Origin of the sequence: Faecalitalea cylindroides, from assembly GCF_028321995.1 — a bacterium.
In the GTDB taxonomy this organism is placed as follows: Bacteria; Bacillota_I; Bacilli_A; order Erysipelotrichales; family Erysipelotrichaceae; genus Faecalitalea; species Faecalitalea cylindroides.
Window position 1 is genome coordinate 38,332 of sequence record NZ_JAQLXG010000001.1, and the last position, 19,120, is coordinate 57,451.

Sequence of the window (19,120 nt, forward strand, 5' to 3'; positions counted from 1 at the left end):
AATGGCAAAAGTAAGTAAGAGATATGCTGAAGCTGCTAAATTGGTTGATTCTGAAAAAACTTATTCAATCGAAGAAGCAGTAGCATTAGCAAAAAAATCAAGTACAGTTAAATTTGACGCAAGTGTTGAAGTAAGTTTCCGTTTAAATGTTGACCCACGTCATGCTGATCAGCAGATTCGTGGTGCAATGGTATTGCCAAATGGAACTGGTAAAACACAGCGTGTATGTGTAGTCGCTCAAGGTGACAAAGAAAAAGCTGCTAAAGAAGCAGGTGCTGACTTTGTAGGTGGAGCTGACATCATCGAAAAAATCCAAAAAGGTTGGTTCGATTTTGATGTATTGGTAGCTACTCCAGATATGATGGGTCAGTTAGGTAAATTAGGACGTGTTTTAGGACCTAAAGGTTTAATGCCAAACCCTAAAACAGGAACTGTAACAATGGATGTTGCAAAAGCTGTTGATGAAATCAAGAAAGGTAAAGTTACTTACCGTGTTGACAAAGAAGGAAACATCAATGTTATGATCGGTAAAGTGAGCTTTGAAGAAGACAAGCTTGTTGAAAACTTCCGTGCAATCTACAACACGATTGCAAAAGCACGCCCAACTACAGTAAAAGGAGCTTATATGAAAAATTTAGTTCTTTCTACTACAATGGGTCCTGGAATTAAAGTCACTATTGAAAAATAGTTTGACAAAGCAGTAAAGAACATTTAGAATTTGATTGTTATCAATATTCCAAAGACAGTAACGGCGAAAGCTTAATCATGTTACCGAGGGTTGATGCAGTAAGTATTGTTTTTGCATTGTAAAGCCCGTACTTTGGTATGGGCTTTTCTTTCGAATATTGTTGCAATAAAAGAAAGAAGAGGTGGAACGAATGAACAAAGATATCCTTGCAAAAAAGGAAGCTGACGTTAACGCCTTAGCTGAAAAAATGGAAGCAGCAAGTTCAGTTGTACTTGTTGAATACCGTGGTTTGACTGTTGCTGAAGTAACAGAACTTCGTCGCGCATTACGTGAAGAAGATGTTGAACTTAAGGTATACAAAAATGCAATCGCTCGCCGCGCAAGTGAAAAACTTGGATACAACGATTTCAGCGAAGGATTGGTTGGTCCTAACGCATTAGCGTTTGGTAAGGATCCAGTTGCTCCAGCTCGTGTATTAGCTAAATTTGCTAAAAACCACGAAAACTTGGTGTTAAAAACTGGTATTGTTGATGGGTCAATGGTTGACACTGATACAATTAAAAAATTGTCATCATTACCGAACAAAGAAGGTATGTTGGCTAAATTCGCTTCTTGCTTGAATGCTCCAGTAATTAAGTTCGCTATGACTATTAAGGCATTAGCTGAAGCTAAAGAAAATGGAACTGTAAAGGCTGAAGAAGTAAAACCGGCAGAAGAAACTGCTGAACCAGCTGTTGAGGCAGCTGCTGAATAATTTATAGGAGGAAAAGAAAAATGGCTAAATTAACTCATGAAGATATTCTTGCTTACTTAGAAGAAGCTACAATTCTTGAACTAAACGACTTGGTAAGCGCAATCGAAGAAAAATTCGGTGTAGTTGCAGCTGCTGCTGTTGCTGCTCCTGCTGCAGGTGCTGCTGAAGAAGCTGCAGGACCTACAGAAGTAACTGTTACATTAACTGATGTTGGTGGAACAAAAGTTGCTGTAATCAAAGCAGTACGTGAAATCACAGGTTTAGGACTAGTTGATGCTAAGAAATTAGTAGACGGTGCTCCTGCTGCAATCAAAGAAAACATCTCTCCAGAAGAAGCAGAAGAAATCAAAAAGAAATTGATGGATGCTGGTGCTTCTGTAGAAGTTAAGTAAAATCGATTTTAAAGATTTTTTAAGCCTTTATCGTATGATGAAGGCTTTTTTCTTTTGTGTGATGTTATATTAAATAAATCTTTCTTTTATCTTAAGATAACATTAGGTATACTATGTACGGAAAAAGAAAATACATTTGGGCCATTTTTATTTTTGTATTTTCTTTTAGGAAGGAATAGGATTATGAAGATAGATTATAAAGTGTTATTTCAACTATTTCGATCCACATTTTCATTAAGTGCATTTACTTTTGGTGGAGGATATGTGATCGTTCCTTTGATGCAGAAGAAGTTTGTGGAAGAGTATGAATGGATCGATAAATATGAAATGATGGATCTTGTGGCTATAGCGCAATCATCTCCAGGAGCAATTGCAATCAATGCTTCAATCATAATTGGATATCGCATACAAGGAGTTGTTGGGGCAATCGTCTCGGTGTTTGGGACTGTTCTTCCACCTTTTTTAGTGATTTCTATTATTACTTTATGCTACGACTGGTTTATTCAAGTTGAAGCGATTCAAACAATCTTATTTGGAATGCAAGCTGGAGTCTGTGCTGTAATCTGTGATGTGGTTTATAAAATGGCAAAAGATATCGTCTCACAAGGCGAGGCGATATATATTGTATTGATGCTTGTTGCTTTCTTGTTAAGTGTTGTCTTTAATGTACATTTATTATTGATCATACTTGGATGTGGCATTGCAGGATATATATTTGAAAAGAAAAGAGGGGAAGTAAAATGATATTGATACAATTATTGTTAAGCTTCCTTCAAGTCGGATTATTAAGTATTGGTGGAGGGTATGCGGCTTTACCTATCATTCAAAATCAAGTTGTAGATTTAAATCATTGGCTTACAGTACGAGAGTTTGGAGATATTGTAACGATTTCACAAATGACACCGGGACCCATAGCAATTAATGCTGCAACTTTTGTAGGGACGAAAATTGCTGGAGTGCCAGGAGCAATTGTAAGTACATTAGGAACAGTATTGCCTAGTTTTGTGATTGTTTTGTTTCTGGCTTGGTTTTATTATAAGTATCGACAATTAAGAAGTGTTAAAGCAATCTTAAAAGGTCTTCGTCCTGCGGTTACAGCTCTAATTGCGGCTAGCGGAGTATCAATGATCATAGCATGTTTTTGGCCAGAAGGTGCTGTTTCGTTGAGTGCTCTTAATATAGAAAGCCTGATTTTATTTATTGGAGCTTTTATAGTATTGAGAAAATATAAAACAGGGCCGATTAAAGTCATGGTTGCGTGCGGGCTTGTGGCTCTAGTAATTTCATATCTATAGGTAAGTTATGTATGCACAAAGAGCATATGCATTAGCGAAAAAAGCACATCTAGGCCAAAAAGATAAAGGTGGAAACGACTATATTGAACATCCTAAAGCGGTAGCTTCTATGATGGATACAGATATAGAAAAAGCAGTGGCCTATTTGCATGATGTTGTAGAAGATACTAAGATTAGCTTTGATGATTTAAAAGAATATGGGTTTCCTAATCAAATCATAGAAGCTCTAAAAGCCTTGACTAAACAAAAAAACGAGTCTTACGATGTTTATATTGATCGAGTGATAAAAAATCCTATTGCCAAAAAGGTTAAGTTGGCGGATATGAAGCACAATTCAGATATTACCCGTATCAAAAATCCAAGTCAAAAGGATTATGATCGTTGTCAAAAATATCTTGATAAGATTCAATATTTAATAAATAAGCCTCTATCTTAGGTCGATAAAGGCTTAATTATGGTCAAATATCTTTAAGATGTTTGATCTTTTTTTATTGATATTTTTTCTTAGTAGAAAAACCACGTCCCCAAACTTCACTGACACGACTAACGATCATGAATGCATCTGGATCTAAGGCTCTAACTAGTTTTTCGATTTTTGGAAGTTCACGATTGGATACAACACTTAAGACAACGCTATGTTCATTTTTTAGATATCCACCTCTGGCGTTTAATAGCGTAACACCACGATCCATTTCGGATAAGATCTCTTCAGCAATTTTTTCAAATTTAGGGCTAATGATCTTTACTTCGGTTTTTGTTGTACCCATTAATAAGACTTTATCTAATACAATGGATGTAAGCAGGATCAAGATAATACCATACAACAATCTTTCAAGCGGGTTGTATAAAGACTGACTTGAAAGGATGATAAAGTCAAAGACATATAGGCTTACGGATACTGGAATTCTGAAAAAATGATTTAACACAAGTGGAGGAATATCCATACCGCCGGTGCTGGCTCCACTTCTTAATACAATGCCTAAAGCTAGACCAATGCCTAGTCCGGCAAAGATCGTGTTCAATAGTTCATTGTTCGTAATTACAAATTCTCCCAATGTCTGATTAAAGAATTCAAGAGCAATTGGATACATTAAAGTACTGACAATTGTTGTCATTGCAAATTTCTTTCCCAAGACGATTAATCCAAGGATCAACATGCAGACATTAAATATTAAGATAAAAAATGAGACAGGAATTCCTAAAAAGTGATTTGCCAATAAGGCGATACCGGTAGTACCTGAACTCATTAAATTTGTTGGTAGAATAAAAAGCTTTACGACCAAGGCGTAAATGATGTTTCCTATCACGACAGGAATAATTGATTTTAATACTGACATAATTCTTCCTCCAATTTCACAAAAAAACACGTTTGGCAGGAGAAATGATTTTCCCTAACAAACGTGGATCAAGGCTATTGCCTAATACGAGATATATTTTAATTTATTTTCTTTAAAAATCCAAGGAAAAAGAAACATAATTTAGTCTTTTTCTTCTTCTAAGATTTTCTTTACTGCATTATAGATACCATTATCATAGGTCGTAGTTGTCGAGAAGTTAGCAAAGCTCTTAACATAATCACTAGCATTTCCCATGGCAACGCCAATGTCAGCTTTTTCTAACATATGAATATCATTGGTGCTGTCACCAAAACAAATAGTATCTTTCCATGTTAGACCTTCTTTTTCCAGAATAGCTTCGATTCCTTTAGCTTTATCATTGTCAGCATTGAAAATATCGTAACAGAAACCATCGGTCTTTACATTGATTAAATCTTTTCTAAGCTCAGGATGATCTTCCATAAAATGTTTTAGTTTTTGATCATCTTTGGTCAATACTACGGCATTAAATACACGATGGCGTTTGTGGAATGCTTGATTTGGATCATAGAACAATGAATCTAACACATTACAGTATTTACAGAAATAATACATAGGGTAGAAATCATTATAAATATATGTAGCATCTCCAAAATGGAACATTAATCCATATTTTTCATCTGCACAAAGTTTAACGAGTTTTTCAACGTTTTCTTTTTTAATCGGATAAGCAGAAATCTCATTAAAATCTTTATCAAGGATATAGCTGCCATTGATAAGTACATAATAATCAAAATGAACTCTTTCTAATATAAGTTTCATTTGATTTAAAGGTCTTCCGGTTGCAGCACATACGGTATAGCCTTCTTTTCGAAGCATATCGATAGCTTCTAGAGCAGAATCCTGGATAATATCATTTTCAGTTTGATAAAGTGTCCCGTCCATATCAAAAAAAGCAATTTTATGTTTCATCTTAAAACCTCTTTTCTTACTTGATACTATTATACAAAATAAAATACATTTTGTGTCTTTTATATTAGCAATATGATTGAAATATAATACTATATGAAATATAATATTATTAAAGAGGTGATATTATGGCATTTCAATTAGGAGCAGGACTTTTAGAAGCTTGTGTATTAGGTGTCTTGGCAGATGAAGATACCTATGGCTATAAGCTTACACAAGAAGTTCGTAATGTGATGAGTGTTAGTGAATCAACTTTATATCCCGTATTAAGACGTTTGATGAAGGAAGGATATCTTGAAACATATGATCAAGAATACATGGGAAGAAATCGTCGGTATTATCATTTAAGTGCTAAAGGAAAGCTAAAACACTTGGATAATATAAAGGAATGGACACATTTTAGTCAGAATGTAGATTCATTGTTGCGGAAAGGGGAATTAAAATGACAAAAGAAACATATTTAGAAAGACTAGAAAAACTTCTCGAGGGCATGGATCCAAAGGAAAAAGAAGAAGCACTTGCGTATTGCCGAGAATATTTTGAAGATGCTCAAGATAAAGATGTTGAACAAATTATAAAAGAGTTAGGTACTCCAGAAGAATTCGCCGAACAATTAAAAAGTGATGAATCGCTTAAACAAAAAATAACGCCACCAGAGTTTAAGTATCAAATGAAAAATGTATCAAATGAAATATCGAAAACTTCAAGTGAAGAAATGCTGGCGGCAGACTATACATTCCCTCAAATTAATAATATAGAGTTAGAAACAAATTGTTCTGTGTTGATACGACAAGGAAATTCAAACAAAATCATGTTTAACGAATTGTATGATAGGGAAGTAAATGTCAACAATAATGGGAATAAGGTTGAGGTTAAAGTAAATTCGACTCGTGATGAGACGAATAAAAAGGTTATTATTGAAGTAGCAGATGAAAATGCAAATTTCGATATTGAATGTGATTCAGGAAATGTTACTGTAGAAAATATGGTCGGTAACAATATAGAAGTAAGTTGTGAAAATGGTAATATCGAAGCCAAAACAATAAACTTCAATATAGTTTCTTTAGATAGTTCTAACGGTAATATTGATGCAGAGCTAAGTGGCAAATTTGAAGACTATAGATATGAGTTAGAAAATGAGAATGGAACTACAAATGTTGGTGATATTTCTACTTCACATTCGATAGAAACAGAAGGCAATCATGGAGCAAATAAAAAATTAAGTTTAGAATCATCAAATGGAAATATTGATGTGCGTTTTGCAGGTTAATAGGTTTATAAAGCATAGTTTTTTAACTATGCTCTTTTTGTGCAAAAAAAAAATAAAAAAAGATTTGACATTTAAGTATCAAAAGTGTAATCTTAACGTGCATGCGTAAATTAGGTTCTTTTTAAGAGCCTTTATTAAACGGATGAAAAAGACACACCTGGAAGCGTGTGTTTAGAAGATTTTGAAAGGAGGATCTTATGCCTACAATCAACCAGTTGATTCGTAAAGGTCGTAAGGCCAGTCAAAACGTTTCAAAGTCACCAGCTTTGAATCGTGGTTACAACTCATTGCAGTCTAAGCCAACAAACTTGTCAAGCCCTCAGAAACGTGGAGTTTGTACTCGTGTTGGTACAATGACACCAAAGAAACCGAACTCAGCACTTCGTAAATATGCCCGTGTTCGTTTGAGCAATGGAATGGAAGTTACTGCTTATATTCCAGGAATCGGACACAACTTACAGGAGCATAGTGTTGTTTTGATTCGTGGTGGACGTGTTAAAGACTTGCCAGGTGTTCGTTACCATATCGTACGTGGTACACTTGACTGTGCAGGTGTAAACGACCGTAAACAATCTCGTTCTTTATATGGAACTAAAAAACCTAAGAAATAAATCAATCGTGAAAGGAGGAAATTAAATGCCTAGAAAAGGACACATTGCCAAACGTGACGTATTAGTAGACCCAATGTATAACTCCAAGTTGGTTACTCGTTTGATCAACAAAATCATGATTGATGGTAAAAAAGGGGTTGCACAAACTATTTTGTACAACGCGTTTGAAATTGTAGAAGTAAAAACAGGTAAACAGCCAATGGAAGTTTTCGAACAAGCATTGGAAAATGTTATGCCTCAGCTTGAATTAAAAGTTAGACGTGTAGGTGGTGCTAACTATCAGGTACCAGTTGAAGTAAGCGATGAACGTCGTTTAACTTTAGGTCTTCGTTGGATCGTAAATTATGCACGTTTACGTAATGAAAAGACGATGGAACAGCGTTTAGCTGCTGAAATCATCGATGCATCTAACGGAACAGGTGCTAGTGTTAAAAAACGTGAGGATACACATAAAATGGCAGAAGCAAATAAAGCATTTGCTCATTACCGTTGGTAAGAAAGGAGAGTCAGTTGAATGCCTAGAGAATATAGTTTACAGAATACTCGTAACATCGGTATCATGGCGCACATCGATGCTGGAAAAACTACAACAACTGAACGTATCCTTTATTATTCAGGTGTAAATCACAAAATCGGTGAAACACACGATGGTGCTAGTACAATGGACTGGATGGAGCAGGAACAAGAACGTGGTATTACAATCACTTCAGCTGCTACAACTTGCCATTGGAAAAAACTAGATGGTACAGGTGAAGAATGCCGTATCAATATCATCGATACACCGGGCCACGTAGACTTCACTGTCGAAGTAGAACGTTCTTTGCGTGTATTGGATGGTGCGGTTACAGTACTTGATGCTAAAGCAGGTGTTGAACCTCAGACTGAAACAGTTTGGCGTCAGGCTACGACTTATGGAGTTCCTCGTATTGTTTTCGTTAACAAAATGGATGCTACGGGTGCTGACTTCATTATGTCTTGCAACACGATCATTGATCGTTTAGGTGCAAAATCATGCCCAATTCAGTTGCCAATCGGTGCTGAAAGCGATTTTGAAGCAATTATCGATATTATTGAAAGAAAAACATACCATTTCAGTGGAGACTATGGACGTAATATTACGACTAGTGAAGTCCCTGAAGATATGGTTGATCAGGTAGAAGAATATCGTACTAAATTATTAGAATATCTTGCTGATTATGATGAAGATTTCATGATGCAGGTATTGGAAGGCGAAGAACCATCAATTGACGAAATCAAACGTGTTTTACGTATTGCCGTTTGTGCTGGTGATTTCTTCCCAGTACTTTGTGGATCTGCTTACAAGAACAAAGGTGTTCAGTTAGTATTGGATGCTGTTGTTGATTACTTGCCAGCTCCAACAGATGTACCATCAATCAAAGGTACAACATTGGATGGGGAAGATGCTGTTCGTCATTCTAGTGATGAAGAACCTTTCTCAGCTCTTGCGTTCAAGATCATGACAGACCCATTTGTTGGTAAGCTTTCATTCTTCCGTGTGTACTCAGGTACAGCTACAGCAGGAAGCTATGTATTGAACTCTTCAAAAGGTAAAAAAGAACGTTTCGGTCGTATCGTGCAGATGCATGCTAACAGCCGTAAAGAAATTGACCAGGTATGGGCAGGGGATATCGCTGCTGCTGTTGGTCTAAAGGTAACTACTACAGGTGATACTTTATGTGATGAAAAGGATCCAATCATCCTTGAATCTATGGAATTCCCTGAACCAGTTATCGAATTGTCTTTGGAACCAAAAACAAAAGCTGACCAGGATAAGATGGGATTGGCTTTGGCTAAATTGGCAGAAGAAGACCCTACTTTCAAAACATATACAAATGAAGAAACAGGACAGACAATTATCGCTGGTGTAGGTGAACTTCACCTTGATATCATCGTTGATCGTCTTCGTCGTGAGTTTAAAGTAGAAGCAAACATTGGTAAACCACAGGTTGCTTATCGTGAAACAATTCGTCAGGCTGCTGAATGTGAAGGTAAATATATCCGTCAGTCAGGTGGTCGTGGACAGTATGGTCACGTATGGATCAAATTTGAACCTAATGAAGAAGGTAAAGGATTTGAATTCGTTGATGCAATCGTTGGTGGTACAGTGCCAAGAGAATATATCAAACCTACAATGGAAGGTTTGGAAGCTGCACTTGAAAATGGTATCATCGCTGGTTATCCAGTAATCGATATCAAAGCTACATTATTTGATGGTTCTTACCATGATGTCGATTCAAGTGAAATGGCATACAAGATTGCTGCTAGCATGGCTTTACGTGAAGCTGCTAAAAAATGTAAACCAGTTATCTTGGAACCAATCATGTTTGTTGAAGTAACTGCACCTAATGAATACTTAGGTAGCGTTATGGGTGACGTATCAAGTCGTCGTGGACAGATCACTGAACAGGAAGAACGTGGAAATGCCGTTATCGTACGTGCACACGTTCCATTGTCAGAAATGTTTGGTTATGTAACTGACTTGCGTAGCTTCACTCAGGGACGTGGAACTTACTCTATGAAGTTTGATCATTATGCAGAAGTGCCAAAGAGCATTGCAGAAAAGATCATTAAAGAGAATTCAAAAGAAAACTAGTTGCTTTTAAAGGATTATTGAATTACAATAATTTTGCATGTATAGCATATTTAGGAGGAAATTTAAATGGCTAAGGAAAAATTTGACAGAAGTAAAACCCATGTTAATATTGGTACTATCGGTCACGTTGACCACGGTAAAACAACATTAACAGCTGCTATTACTAGCGTATTAGCTAAGAAAGGTATGGCTAAAGCAGAAGCATACGATGAAATCGATGGTGCTCCAGAAGAAAAAGAACGTGGAATCACAATTAACACTGCTCACGTTGAATACGAGACTGAAAAACGTCACTATGCACACGTAGACTGCCCAGGTCATGCTGACTACGTAAAAAACATGATCACTGGTGCTGCACAGATGGATGGTGCTATCCTTGTAGTTGCTGCATCTGATGGTCCTATGCCTCAGACTCGTGAACACATCTTGCTTGCTCGTCAGGTAGGTGTACCTTACATCGTTGTATTCTTGAACAAATGTGATATGGTTGATGACGAAGAATTGATCGACCTTGTAGAAATGGAAGTTCGTGAACTTCTTAACGAATATGGATTCGATGGAGATGAAACTCCAATCATTCGTGGATCTGCATTGAAAGCTCTTGAAGGCGATCCTAAATACGAAGCAGCTATCGATGAATTGATGGATGCTGTAGATAGCTGGATTCCAGATCCAGAACGTGATATCGACAAACCATTCTTGATGGCAATTGAAGATGTTATGACAATTTCTGGACGTGGTACAGTTGCTACTGGACGTGTTGAACGTGGTACTGCTCACTTAGGTGATGAAGTTGAAATCGTTGGTATCCGTGAAACTTCTAAATCAGTATTGACAGGACTTGAAATGTTCCACAAACAGTTGGATGAAGCTCAGGCTGGTGACAACATCGGTGCATTGTTACGTGGTGTTGCTCGTACTGATATTCAGCGTGGACAGGTTCTTGCTAAACCTGGAAGTGTACACCCACACACAACTTTCAAAGCTCAGGTTTACGTATTAACTAAAGAAGAAGGTGGACGTCACACTCCATTCGTATCTAACTACCGTCCTCAGTTCTATTTCCGTACAACTGACGTAACTGGTGTAATCACATTACCAGAAGGAACTGACATGGTTATGCCTGGTGACAACATTGAAATGAATGTTGAATTGATTCACCCAATCGCTATCGAAAACGGTACTAAATTCTCTATCCGTGAAGGTGGACGTACAGTTGGTGCCGGAAACGTTATCGAAATCATTGCTTAATTTATTTTAAGTTAGTTTAAGAGAGTCAAATACTTAATAGATATCACAATATCTTTAAGAGAGCGTTGACTCTCTTTTTTTTCTTGATTAAAATGCAATAAATTTATGGAAAAATAATGAAAATAAATCACATTACATTGAAAAAAATTACATTTTTTATATAATTCAGTGCAGAAAGGATGCTGAATATGGAATTACTTAAACTATTAGGAATTTTAATTGTAATCATAGGGTTCGTATTAAAAATGGATTCAATCTTGATCATAATGGTTGCTGCAGTTGTTACGGCCCTAGTTGGTGGAATGGACTTGGTAACTTTTTTGGAAACACTAGGTTCTAGTTTTGTTTCGAATCGAAGTATGTGTACTTTTATTATTGTATTGGTAGTTACAGGTACATTAGAGAGAAATGGCTTGAAACAAGCTGCTGCAGCATTGATGAAAAAGTTTAAAGGGGCTTCAGCTGGTATGGTGGTAGGCATTTATGGCGTTTTCCGTCTTATTTTTGCAGCGTTTAATATCAGTTTTGGTGGATCGGCTGGATTTATTCGACCAATTGTAATGCCAATGGCTGAAGCGGCTGTTGAAAAAGAAGGTTATGAGATCAATGAAGACCATCTAGAACAGTTAAAAGGAATGTCTGCTGGTATGGATAATGTTGCCTGGTTCTTTGGACAGGTGTTGTTTGTTGGTACGAGTGGTATGTTACTTGTACAGTCTACTTTAGCAGATCTTGGATATGAGGTGGAATTAATTGATCTAGCTTCTGTTCAGATCCCAGTAGCTATAATGGCAGTTGGTTGTGCAATTGTTTACTACTATATAAAAGATAAACGATTAATGAAACAATATAAGAAAGGAGCCTAGTCATGACAAATCCTATTGAATATTTTATGAGTGTAGATATCACAATGTCAGATAAGCTTCTTGAAGTATTATATTTTGTGATAGGTTTAGTTACTTTATATGTAGCTTTTAGAAATTTACAGGATAAAGAGAATAAGAAACGATATGGTTCGTTTATTTTCTGGTTTTTGCTTGGATTAATGTTTGTGATTGGACCATGGATTCCACCTTTGTATACGGGTATATTAATGGTTTTGATGGTATTGAGTCCAATATTAAAACAAGTTGGGGTAGGTTCTGAACCGGCACCATCTAACGAGGAAACAGAGAAAAATTACAAAAAAATTGGTATGAAAATTTTTATACCTGCATTATCAATAGGTGTATGTGCTCTAGCCTTTGCTTTGGTAACTCCAATTTCTCCTTTAGTAGGTATGGGTGTTGGTGTATTAGTAGCCTTTATTATGCTATTGGCTTATTCTAAAGACAATACACCGTCTATTATCATGCATGATTGTCGCAGGATGATGGATATTGTTGGCCCATTGAGCATGTTACCTACATTGCTGGCTGCTTTAGGATCGGTATTTACTGCTGCTGGAGTAGGCGATGTTCTTTCAGGTTTGGTTGCTAACGTAATTCCAGAAGGTAATATCGTTATTGGTATGATCGTTTATTGTGTTGGTATGGCTTTATTTACAATGATTATGGGAAATGCATTTGCAGCTATCACGGTCATGACCGTTGGAATTGGTGCGCCTTTTGTACTAGCTTATGGCGCTGACCCGGTAATTGTAGGCTCTCTAGCTCTAACTTGTGGTTATTGTGGTACTTTATGTACACCGATGGCTGCTAACTTTAATATGGTTCCAGTCGCGGTGTTGGAGATGAAGGATAATAACGGAGTTATTAAGAATCAGATTTTGATTGCAGTAATCATGCTGGTTATCCAAACTGTTATGATGATCGTTTTATCTTAGGAGGTTTGACATGAAGATATTAGTTACAGGTTTCGATCCATTTGGAGGAGAAAAAATAAACCCTGCTTTTGAAGCAGTAAAATTAATTCCAGATTGTATTGAAGGAGCCGAAATTATTAAACTAGAAGTTCCTACAGTATTTAAGAAAGGGCCTCAGGCAACAATTGATGCGATTGAAAAATATCATCCAGATTATGTATTCTGTATCGGTCAAGCTGGAGGGCGCTCACAAATAACTCCAGAATTTGTAGGAATCAATTACGCACAGGCAAGAATACCAGATAATGATGGAGATCAGCCTTTCAATCAACCTTTAGTTGAGGGTGGACCTGCAGCATATTTTACTCAATTACCAGTATATGCTATGGTTGAAAAAATGAAAGAAAATGGTATTCCTGCATCCGTTAGTTATACAGCTGGTACCTATGTATGTAATGCCATGTTGTATTGTGTACTGCATGCCTTAAATACAAAATATCCAAATATAAAAGGTGGTTTTATGCATGTACCATATGCTACAAGTCAAACTGTCAATCAGCCAGCTGGAACACCAGGCATGAATCTAAATGATATTGCTAGAGGTATAGAGTTAAGTATTGAAGCCATTATAGAAAATCCAACAGATATCATGGCACAAGGAGGAACAACGCATTAATGTTTGATCCTCAACAATTGGATGAGACTATCTATCTTTCAGGGGTAATGATGGAAACAAATTCAGATACATTGTTTGAAGATTTAAAAACTATCAGTAAAAAATATGCAAAAATCAAACCTCAAATCAAACATTTGAAAAAACCTGTTTATACAGTGGTTGCGACATCAAGCAAAAAGTTATTTATGGGAGATATGACTGAAAAAGCAAACAAACAGATGGCTTCTTTAAAAATTGAAAAAGGGCAGTGGATTGTAAAAGTTCCAGTCAAATATCATACTCAAGCCTTGTTGCCAGCTAAAGTCGCAGAATTAAGAAAGAAGTTTTATCAAGATTGGCTTCCATATCAGGACTTTGATCAAGATGATGCATGGCAAGATCTGGAAGTGTATCATTATCGTAAGAGGCGTTTTCGAAAGGCGACAAAAATGGTTATGGAACTTTGGTTTTGCATAAAGCCGATACAGAAAGATAAGGTGTAGATGATGAGTAATATAAAGTATTTAGATCTTTATTATGCTGCATATGGCAGTAATATGAATTTAGAAGAAATGAAAAAACGTTGTCCTGATGCTAAGCATGAAGGAACAGGAACCATTGAAGGATATGAACTTTTATTTTGTGGTGAAGCAGGAAGAGCATATTTGAATGTTCGACCTAACTCTGCAAAAAAAGTAAACGTATGTTTGTTTAAAATTTCGGAAAATGATTTAAAATCTTTAGATGAATATGAAGAATATCCCAAATTGTATGGACGTAGTAAATGTGATGTTTTCATGGATGATGGAAGCATTAAACAAGCTTTCTTTTATGAAATGGATCCGTCATATGAGATTTCAACTCCATCTGAATCGTATTATAGAAGAGTTGAACAAGGATTTCGAGATAATGATCTTGACACTAGATTCTTGGAAGAGGCTTATGCAAAATGTAAGAGATAGAAGAAGGAACGTTCCTTCTTTTTCTCATTTTTAGGTAGTATTTCTTAGTCAGGAGGATCAGATATGGATATCGATAGGTGTAGGGCATTGATTTATGCGATAGATACTGGAAGTCTTTCCGCCGCAGCGGGAAAGCTAAATATCACAACTTCAGGAATCAGCAAAATGATGTCAACTTTTGAACATGAAATAGGTTTTGAGTTATTATATCGAAATCGGGGAGGAGTAATTCCTACAAAAAAATGTCTTGATATCCTTCCTTCGATTCGTCAATTGGTAGAACAAAATGAGATGTGTGATAAATTAGTAGAAACGATATCAGAACAACCACAAGGAAGAATTAAGATAGGATGTGCACACCATGCGTATCTTAGTTGGTTAGGAGATATTACAAAAGAATTTCAAAAAGTTTATTCTAAAATTGAAATAGAGTTGATTCACGATTATAGTTCAAATCTATTAAAATCTGTTGAAAATCATGAAATAGATGCTTGTATTATTTCTAAACGAGAAGGTAATCATAAGTGGATTCCTTTATATAAGGATGAGCTTGTTGCATGGGTATCCGAAAATCATAAACTTGCAAAAAAGAATTCAATTTCGATTGAACAGTTAAAAAAAAGCCTTTTATCGCAACCCATGTTGGTGAGGATACAGATTATGCTAGAATCTTTAAAAAATATCACATAGTTCCAAACACCAGGCTGGCAACAAAAGATGTGTTTGTTACATATACGATGGTAGAAGCCGGATTGGGGATTAGTGTTGAGCATAGCTTGACCGCAAAAGTCTGGCAAGGAAAGGTAAAATGTCTTCCTATTGATTTTTCAACAGATATTGAAATAGGGTTGGCATATCTTGAAAATGAAAATGAGGGTTTAGAAAAAGTAAATCATTGAAAAAAACATAAAAAATTGTCAAAAAGTTCAAGGATATTTAACATTTGTGCAAATATCTTTAACTTTTTTTCAACGTTTCTTTGACATTTTATCAATAATATGTGATTATATGTGTACGTATTGAAAGGAGAGAACTATATAATGGATAATTCTCAAAAGAAAATCAAATGGTACATGCTTTCATTTATGTGTTTCTCAACTCTATGGGGATTTGGAAATGTCGTAAATGGATTTATGTACTTCAATGGAATCCAGGTAATCTTCTCTTGGATCTTGATGTTTGCTCTTTACTTCGTGCCAAATGCGTTAATGGTTGGTGAGTTAGGTTCAGCATTTAAAGATCTAGGTGGTGGTGTTACTTCTTGGGTCCGTGAAACTACTGGTTCAAAAGTTGCGTATTATGCAGGATGGACTTATTGGGCATGCCATGTAACTTATATCGCATCAAAAGGTTCTGGTGGTTTGAAAGCGTTGAGCTGGATGGTATTCCAAAATGCAGAAACTTACGATACATTCCCTACATTGTACGTACAGTTAGCTACTTTGGCAGTATTCTTGTTCTTCTGCTGGGTTGCAAGCCGTGGTTTGAACCCATTGAAAAAACTTGCTACTTTAGCAGGTTCTAGTATGTTTGTTATGAGTATTCTTTACATCTTATTGATGTTTGCTGCTCCAGTTATCAACCCTAATGGTGGATTTGTTAATATGGACTTCAGCTTGGATAACTTGATTCCAACATTCGATGTAAGCTATTTTACAAACTTATCTATCTTGGTATTTGCTGTTGGTGGTATCGAAAAGATTTCTCCTTATATCAATAAAGTTGAAGGGAACCCTGGTAAACAGTTCCCTAAGAGTATGATCTTCGCTGCTATCATGGTTATCATTTGTGCAATTTTCGGTACTATTGCTATGGGTATGATGTTTGATCCTGAAGTTGTATTCGCATCTGCAGAATCTCAAACTGCTTATATCGCTAATGGTGCATATTGGGCATTTGAAAAACTTGGAGAATACTATGGTGTTGGTAACTTGTTAATGATTATTTATGCTGCATGTAATGCTATCGGACAGTTCTCTACATTGGTAGTAAGTATCGATGCTCCATTACGTATGTTGCTTGATGATCCAAATACTCGTCAGTATGTTCCAAAACAATTATTGAAACAGAACGATGTTGGTGCTTATATCAATGGTATTTGGATGGTAGTTATTCTTTCAGGAGCAATCATCGTAGTTCAAATGATGGGTTCAGGTGCTGCAGAAGTATTGGCTCAGTTGAATAAATTGAACTCTGTATGTATGCCTCTTCGTTACTTATGGACATTCTTCGCGTACTTTATGCTTGTTAAAGCTGGAGAAAAATTTAAACGTGAATATAAGTTTGTTAAGAATAGAACTGTAGGTATGGTATTCGGTGCTTGGTGTTTTATCGTAACATTGGCTTGCTGTATCTTAGGTATGTATTCTGATGATATGTTCACAATGATCCTTAACGTTGTTACTCCATTCGTGTTAACAGCATTAGGATTGATCTTGCCAGCTATTCGTAAAGCTCAGGACGCAAAAGAAGCTTAAGATCATCGATAAAAAGAAACCGGTTTTTGAGCTGGTTTCTTTTCTTTTATGAAGAATAATGGTATTCTTGAAAAAGGGAGGATTCACAAAATGAACAATATTGAAATTACAAAAGAATTACTGTCATTTATTCAAGACAGCCCAAGTATGTTTCATTCAATCAAAACAATTCGTACATATTTAGATAAGGATGGATTTACTTATTTACCAGAAGGAAAAACATGGACAGTTGAAAAAGGTGGAAAGTATTATACGATCCGCAATCATTCAAGTGTTGTTGCTTTTAAAGTAGGAAAAGAATTGGATGATTATCATTTCCAGATGACTGCATCACATTCTGATTCACCTACATATAAAGTAAAAAGCGTTCCTGAATTAACAGGACAGGGTGAATATCTACGTTTAGATGTAGAAGCTTACGGTGGCATGATCGATTCAACATGGTTTGATCGCCCATTGACTGTAGCAGGTCGTGTATTGGTGCAGACAGGAAATAAAGTTGAAAGTAAACTTCTTTATATTGATAAAGATATCTTGATCATTCCAAATGTCGCAATTCACTTCAATCGTGAAATCAACAATGGTTATTCTTATAATCGCCAGATTGATCTTTGCCCATTATTCTCTACAGGTGAATTGAAAAAAGGTGCTTTTGATCAAATGGTTGCTGATGAGTTAGGGGTAGAAGTATCTCAGATCCTTGCAAAAGACCTATTCTTGGTAAACCGTCAAAAACCAGTTATCTGGGGATTGAAGGATGAATTTGTATCAACACCTAAATTAGATGACTTGCAGTGTGCATTCGTATCTTTGAAAGCTTTCTTAGATTCAAATAATGATCATGCCGTTAATGTATATGCTTGTTTCGATAATGAAGAAGTTGGTTCAAATACAAAACAAGGTGCAATGTCTACATTCTTGTATGATGTTCTTCAAAGAGTAAATGGTTGTCTAGGAAAAACAGCGGATGAATATTATCAGGCAGTCGCAAGATCATTCCTGGTAAGCTGCGATAATGCACATGCTGTTCATCCAAACCATCCAGAAAAGACAGACCAGGTAAACTGCTCATATATGAATAAGGGTATCGTCATCAAAGAAAGTGCAAACCAGAAATATACAACAGATGCTTTCAGCCGTGCCTTGTTCACAGGTATCTGTAATAAAGCAGGTGTGCCGGTACAGACATTTGCAAACCGCTCAGATGTAGTGGGTGGATCTACTCTTGGCAACTTGTCAAATACACAGGTAAGTGTGCATGCTGTTGACTTTGGTCTTCCTCAGTTGGCTATGCATTCATGTTATGAAACAGCTGGTATCAAAGATACAGGGTATGCAGTTGAATCTTTGACAGCTTTCTATAATACAAATGTAAAAATTGATGAAGCTGAAGGGATCATTTACGAATAATGATCGATTATACAAAATATAAGTGGCTGGATGTACAGGCAAGCTTGCCTGAAAGTGCACAGATTAAAGAAAAAGAAGCCAAACGACTTCTAGATACATTAGATAAGAAAGATTTTACACCAGCAAAAAAAGATATTTTAGCTAGATATTATTTTGATCAGTGTGAAAAATATGCTCAGGAAGATCGCCTTGATCAAATTAAACTTGATTCCAACTTAACTCGTGATTTTCGCTCATGGCCAAAAAGTTCTTCTTTTAAGAAGATGGTGGAGCAAGTGGTTCAAAGTGATAAAGGTAAATTTGTAATGTCTGGTATCGTTATAGTTATGACAGGAACATTATTGGTTTTTTTCCTGGTAGCGGTATTGACAGGAAAATTCTTGTTTAATATTTGGGTAGATGGTATCGTAGGTGCTTTATCAATCGTATTCTTATATCGTAATATGAAGATCAAGTATCGTTTGGTTAAACGCTATACGTCATCTAGAGATTACTTATATTTGGATATAGCAAGTTTTGTATTGTGCTTCTTATTAAAGATATGGCTTCCAGTATCATTTGACTTCTCTTTGATCATCTTGTTTATCGCACATTTTGTATCAAAGAAGAAATTCGATAAGATGTTGGATGAATTTACGATTTAATCTTAAGC

24 protein-coding genes and 1 other annotated feature are annotated in these 19,120 nt (G+C 36.1%); of the genes, 22 read left to right on the forward strand and 2 right to left on the reverse strand.

The window, feature by feature from the left end; all coding sequences use genetic code 11:
• Nucleotide 1 precedes the first annotated feature (1 nt).
• From rplA to PND65_RS00245, 6 genes are all read left to right on the forward strand, one after another.
• A complete protein-coding gene (rplA, locus tag PND65_RS00220) occupies nucleotides 2-688 on the forward strand; it encodes a 50S ribosomal protein L1 (RefSeq protein WP_015535590.1) in 687 nt (228 codons plus the stop codon).
• 30 nt (nucleotides 689-718) lie between these two features.
• Nucleotides 719-846, forward strand: a sequence feature (ribosomal protein L10 leader region).
• A gap of 32 nt (nucleotides 847-878) precedes the next feature.
• Entirely contained in the window at nucleotides 879-1,442 is a 564-nt protein-coding gene (rplJ, locus tag PND65_RS00225; protein WP_015535589.1) for a 50S ribosomal protein L10, read from the forward strand.
• Nucleotides 1,443-1,462: 20 nt separating this feature from the next.
• Nucleotides 1,463-1,834, forward strand: coding sequence for a 50S ribosomal protein L7/L12 (gene rplL, locus PND65_RS00230; RefSeq protein ID WP_015535588.1), 372 nt, complete (start codon nucleotides 1,463-1,465; stop codon nucleotides 1,832-1,834).
• 183 nt (nucleotides 1,835-2,017) lie between these two features.
• Entirely contained in the window at nucleotides 2,018-2,578 is a 561-nt protein-coding gene (locus PND65_RS00235) for a chromate transporter (RefSeq protein ID WP_022355622.1), read from the forward strand.
• Entirely contained in the window at nucleotides 2,575-3,129 is a 555-nt protein-coding gene (locus PND65_RS00240) for a chromate transporter (RefSeq protein WP_271990071.1), read from the forward strand. The genes PND65_RS00235 and PND65_RS00240 overlap by 4 nt, the downstream gene beginning before the upstream one ends.
• Before the next feature lie 7 nt (nucleotides 3,130-3,136).
• On the forward strand, nucleotides 3,137-3,565 hold the full coding sequence (locus PND65_RS00245; protein WP_087158568.1) for an HD domain-containing protein: 429 nt from the start codon (nucleotides 3,137-3,139) through the stop codon (nucleotides 3,563-3,565).
• 52 nt (nucleotides 3,566-3,617) lie between these two features.
• Here PND65_RS00245 and PND65_RS00250 read toward each other — a convergent pair whose 3' ends face one another.
• Nucleotides 3,618-4,466 (reverse strand): YitT family protein, encoded by an 849-nt coding sequence (locus PND65_RS00250; protein ID WP_015535584.1) that lies wholly within the window; start codon nucleotides 4,464-4,466, stop codon nucleotides 3,618-3,620.
• 141 nt (nucleotides 4,467-4,607) lie between these two features.
• The gene (locus PND65_RS00255) at nucleotides 4,608-5,417 is read right to left on the reverse strand and encodes a Cof-type HAD-IIB family hydrolase (RefSeq protein WP_035403310.1); all 810 of its coding nucleotides are present in this window, start codon (nucleotides 5,415-5,417) and stop codon (nucleotides 4,608-4,610) included.
• A gap of 125 nt (nucleotides 5,418-5,542) precedes the next feature.
• On the opposite strand from PND65_RS00255, the gene PND65_RS00260 reads away from it, so the two are divergent.
• The 16 genes from PND65_RS00260 (at nucleotide 5,543) to PND65_RS00335 (ending at nucleotide 19,112) form a co-directional block, all read left to right on the forward strand.
• Entirely contained in the window at nucleotides 5,543-5,860 is a 318-nt protein-coding gene (locus tag PND65_RS00260; protein WP_015535582.1) for a PadR family transcriptional regulator, read from the forward strand.
• Nucleotides 5,857-6,684 carry an HAAS signaling domain-containing protein gene (locus PND65_RS00265; RefSeq protein WP_271990069.1) on the forward strand — a complete coding sequence of 276 codons (828 nt, stop codon included), beginning with the start codon at nucleotides 5,857-5,859 and terminating at the stop codon, nucleotides 6,682-6,684. Before PND65_RS00260 ends, PND65_RS00265 begins: the two co-directional genes overlap by 4 nt.
• Nucleotides 6,685-6,881: 197 nt before the next feature.
• Nucleotides 6,882-7,295, forward strand: coding sequence for a 30S ribosomal protein S12 (gene rpsL, locus PND65_RS00270; RefSeq protein WP_015535580.1), 414 nt, complete (start codon nucleotides 6,882-6,884; stop codon nucleotides 7,293-7,295).
• A 25-nt stretch (nucleotides 7,296-7,320) separates the two neighbouring features.
• Nucleotides 7,321-7,791, forward strand: a complete 471-nt coding sequence (gene rpsG, locus PND65_RS00275) for a 30S ribosomal protein S7 (RefSeq protein ID WP_015535579.1) — start codon at nucleotides 7,321-7,323, stop codon at nucleotides 7,789-7,791.
• Between the two features lie 18 nt (nucleotides 7,792-7,809).
• Nucleotides 7,810-9,909 (forward strand): elongation factor G, encoded by a 2,100-nt coding sequence (gene fusA / locus PND65_RS00280; RefSeq protein WP_087319370.1) that lies wholly within the window; start codon nucleotides 7,810-7,812, stop codon nucleotides 9,907-9,909.
• 66 nt (nucleotides 9,910-9,975) lie between these two features.
• Nucleotides 9,976-11,160: an elongation factor Tu gene (tuf, locus tag PND65_RS00285; RefSeq protein WP_087319371.1), complete on the forward strand. Its 1,185-nt coding sequence runs from the start codon at nucleotides 9,976-9,978 to the stop codon at nucleotides 11,158-11,160.
• Between the two features lie 188 nt (nucleotides 11,161-11,348).
• Nucleotides 11,349-12,026: a DUF969 domain-containing protein gene (locus tag PND65_RS00290; RefSeq protein WP_035403308.1), complete on the forward strand. Its 678-nt coding sequence runs from the start codon at nucleotides 11,349-11,351 to the stop codon at nucleotides 12,024-12,026.
• 2 nt (nucleotides 12,027-12,028) lie between these two features.
• Nucleotides 12,029-12,985 (forward strand): DUF979 domain-containing protein, encoded by a 957-nt coding sequence (locus tag PND65_RS00295; protein WP_271990066.1) that lies wholly within the window; start codon nucleotides 12,029-12,031, stop codon nucleotides 12,983-12,985.
• A 10-nt stretch (nucleotides 12,986-12,995) separates the two neighbouring features.
• Nucleotides 12,996-13,640 (forward strand): pyroglutamyl-peptidase I, encoded by a 645-nt coding sequence (gene pcp, locus PND65_RS00300; protein WP_015535573.1) that lies wholly within the window; start codon nucleotides 12,996-12,998, stop codon nucleotides 13,638-13,640.
• Nucleotides 13,640-14,122 carry a hypothetical protein gene (locus PND65_RS00305; RefSeq protein ID WP_015535572.1) on the forward strand — a complete coding sequence of 161 codons (483 nt, stop codon included), beginning with the start codon at nucleotides 13,640-13,642 and terminating at the stop codon, nucleotides 14,120-14,122. The genes pcp and PND65_RS00305 overlap by 1 nt, the downstream gene beginning before the upstream one ends.
• Before the next feature lie 3 nt (nucleotides 14,123-14,125).
• Complete coding sequence (locus PND65_RS00310; protein ID WP_035403384.1) at nucleotides 14,126-14,581, forward strand: gamma-glutamylcyclotransferase family protein; 456 nt, start codon at nucleotides 14,126-14,128, stop codon at nucleotides 14,579-14,581.
• A gap of 63 nt (nucleotides 14,582-14,644) precedes the next feature.
• Entirely contained in the window at nucleotides 14,645-15,271 is a 627-nt protein-coding gene (locus PND65_RS00315; RefSeq protein ID WP_271990063.1) for a LysR family transcriptional regulator, read from the forward strand.
• 29 nt (nucleotides 15,272-15,300) lie between these two features.
• Nucleotides 15,301-15,480, forward strand: a complete 180-nt coding sequence (locus PND65_RS00320) for a hypothetical protein (RefSeq protein WP_271990061.1) — start codon at nucleotides 15,301-15,303, stop codon at nucleotides 15,478-15,480.
• 141 nt (nucleotides 15,481-15,621) lie between these two features.
• A complete protein-coding gene (locus PND65_RS00325; protein ID WP_035403298.1) occupies nucleotides 15,622-17,058 on the forward strand; it encodes an amino acid permease in 1,437 nt (478 codons plus the stop codon).
• A gap of 90 nt (nucleotides 17,059-17,148) precedes the next feature.
• A complete protein-coding gene (locus PND65_RS00330; protein WP_035403296.1) occupies nucleotides 17,149-18,468 on the forward strand; it encodes a M18 family aminopeptidase in 1,320 nt (439 codons plus the stop codon).
• Nucleotides 18,468-19,112 carry a hypothetical protein gene (locus PND65_RS00335; protein ID WP_271990059.1) on the forward strand — a complete coding sequence of 215 codons (645 nt, stop codon included), beginning with the start codon at nucleotides 18,468-18,470 and terminating at the stop codon, nucleotides 19,110-19,112. Before PND65_RS00330 ends, PND65_RS00335 begins: the two co-directional genes overlap by 1 nt.
• Nucleotides 19,113-19,120 lie beyond the last annotated feature (8 nt).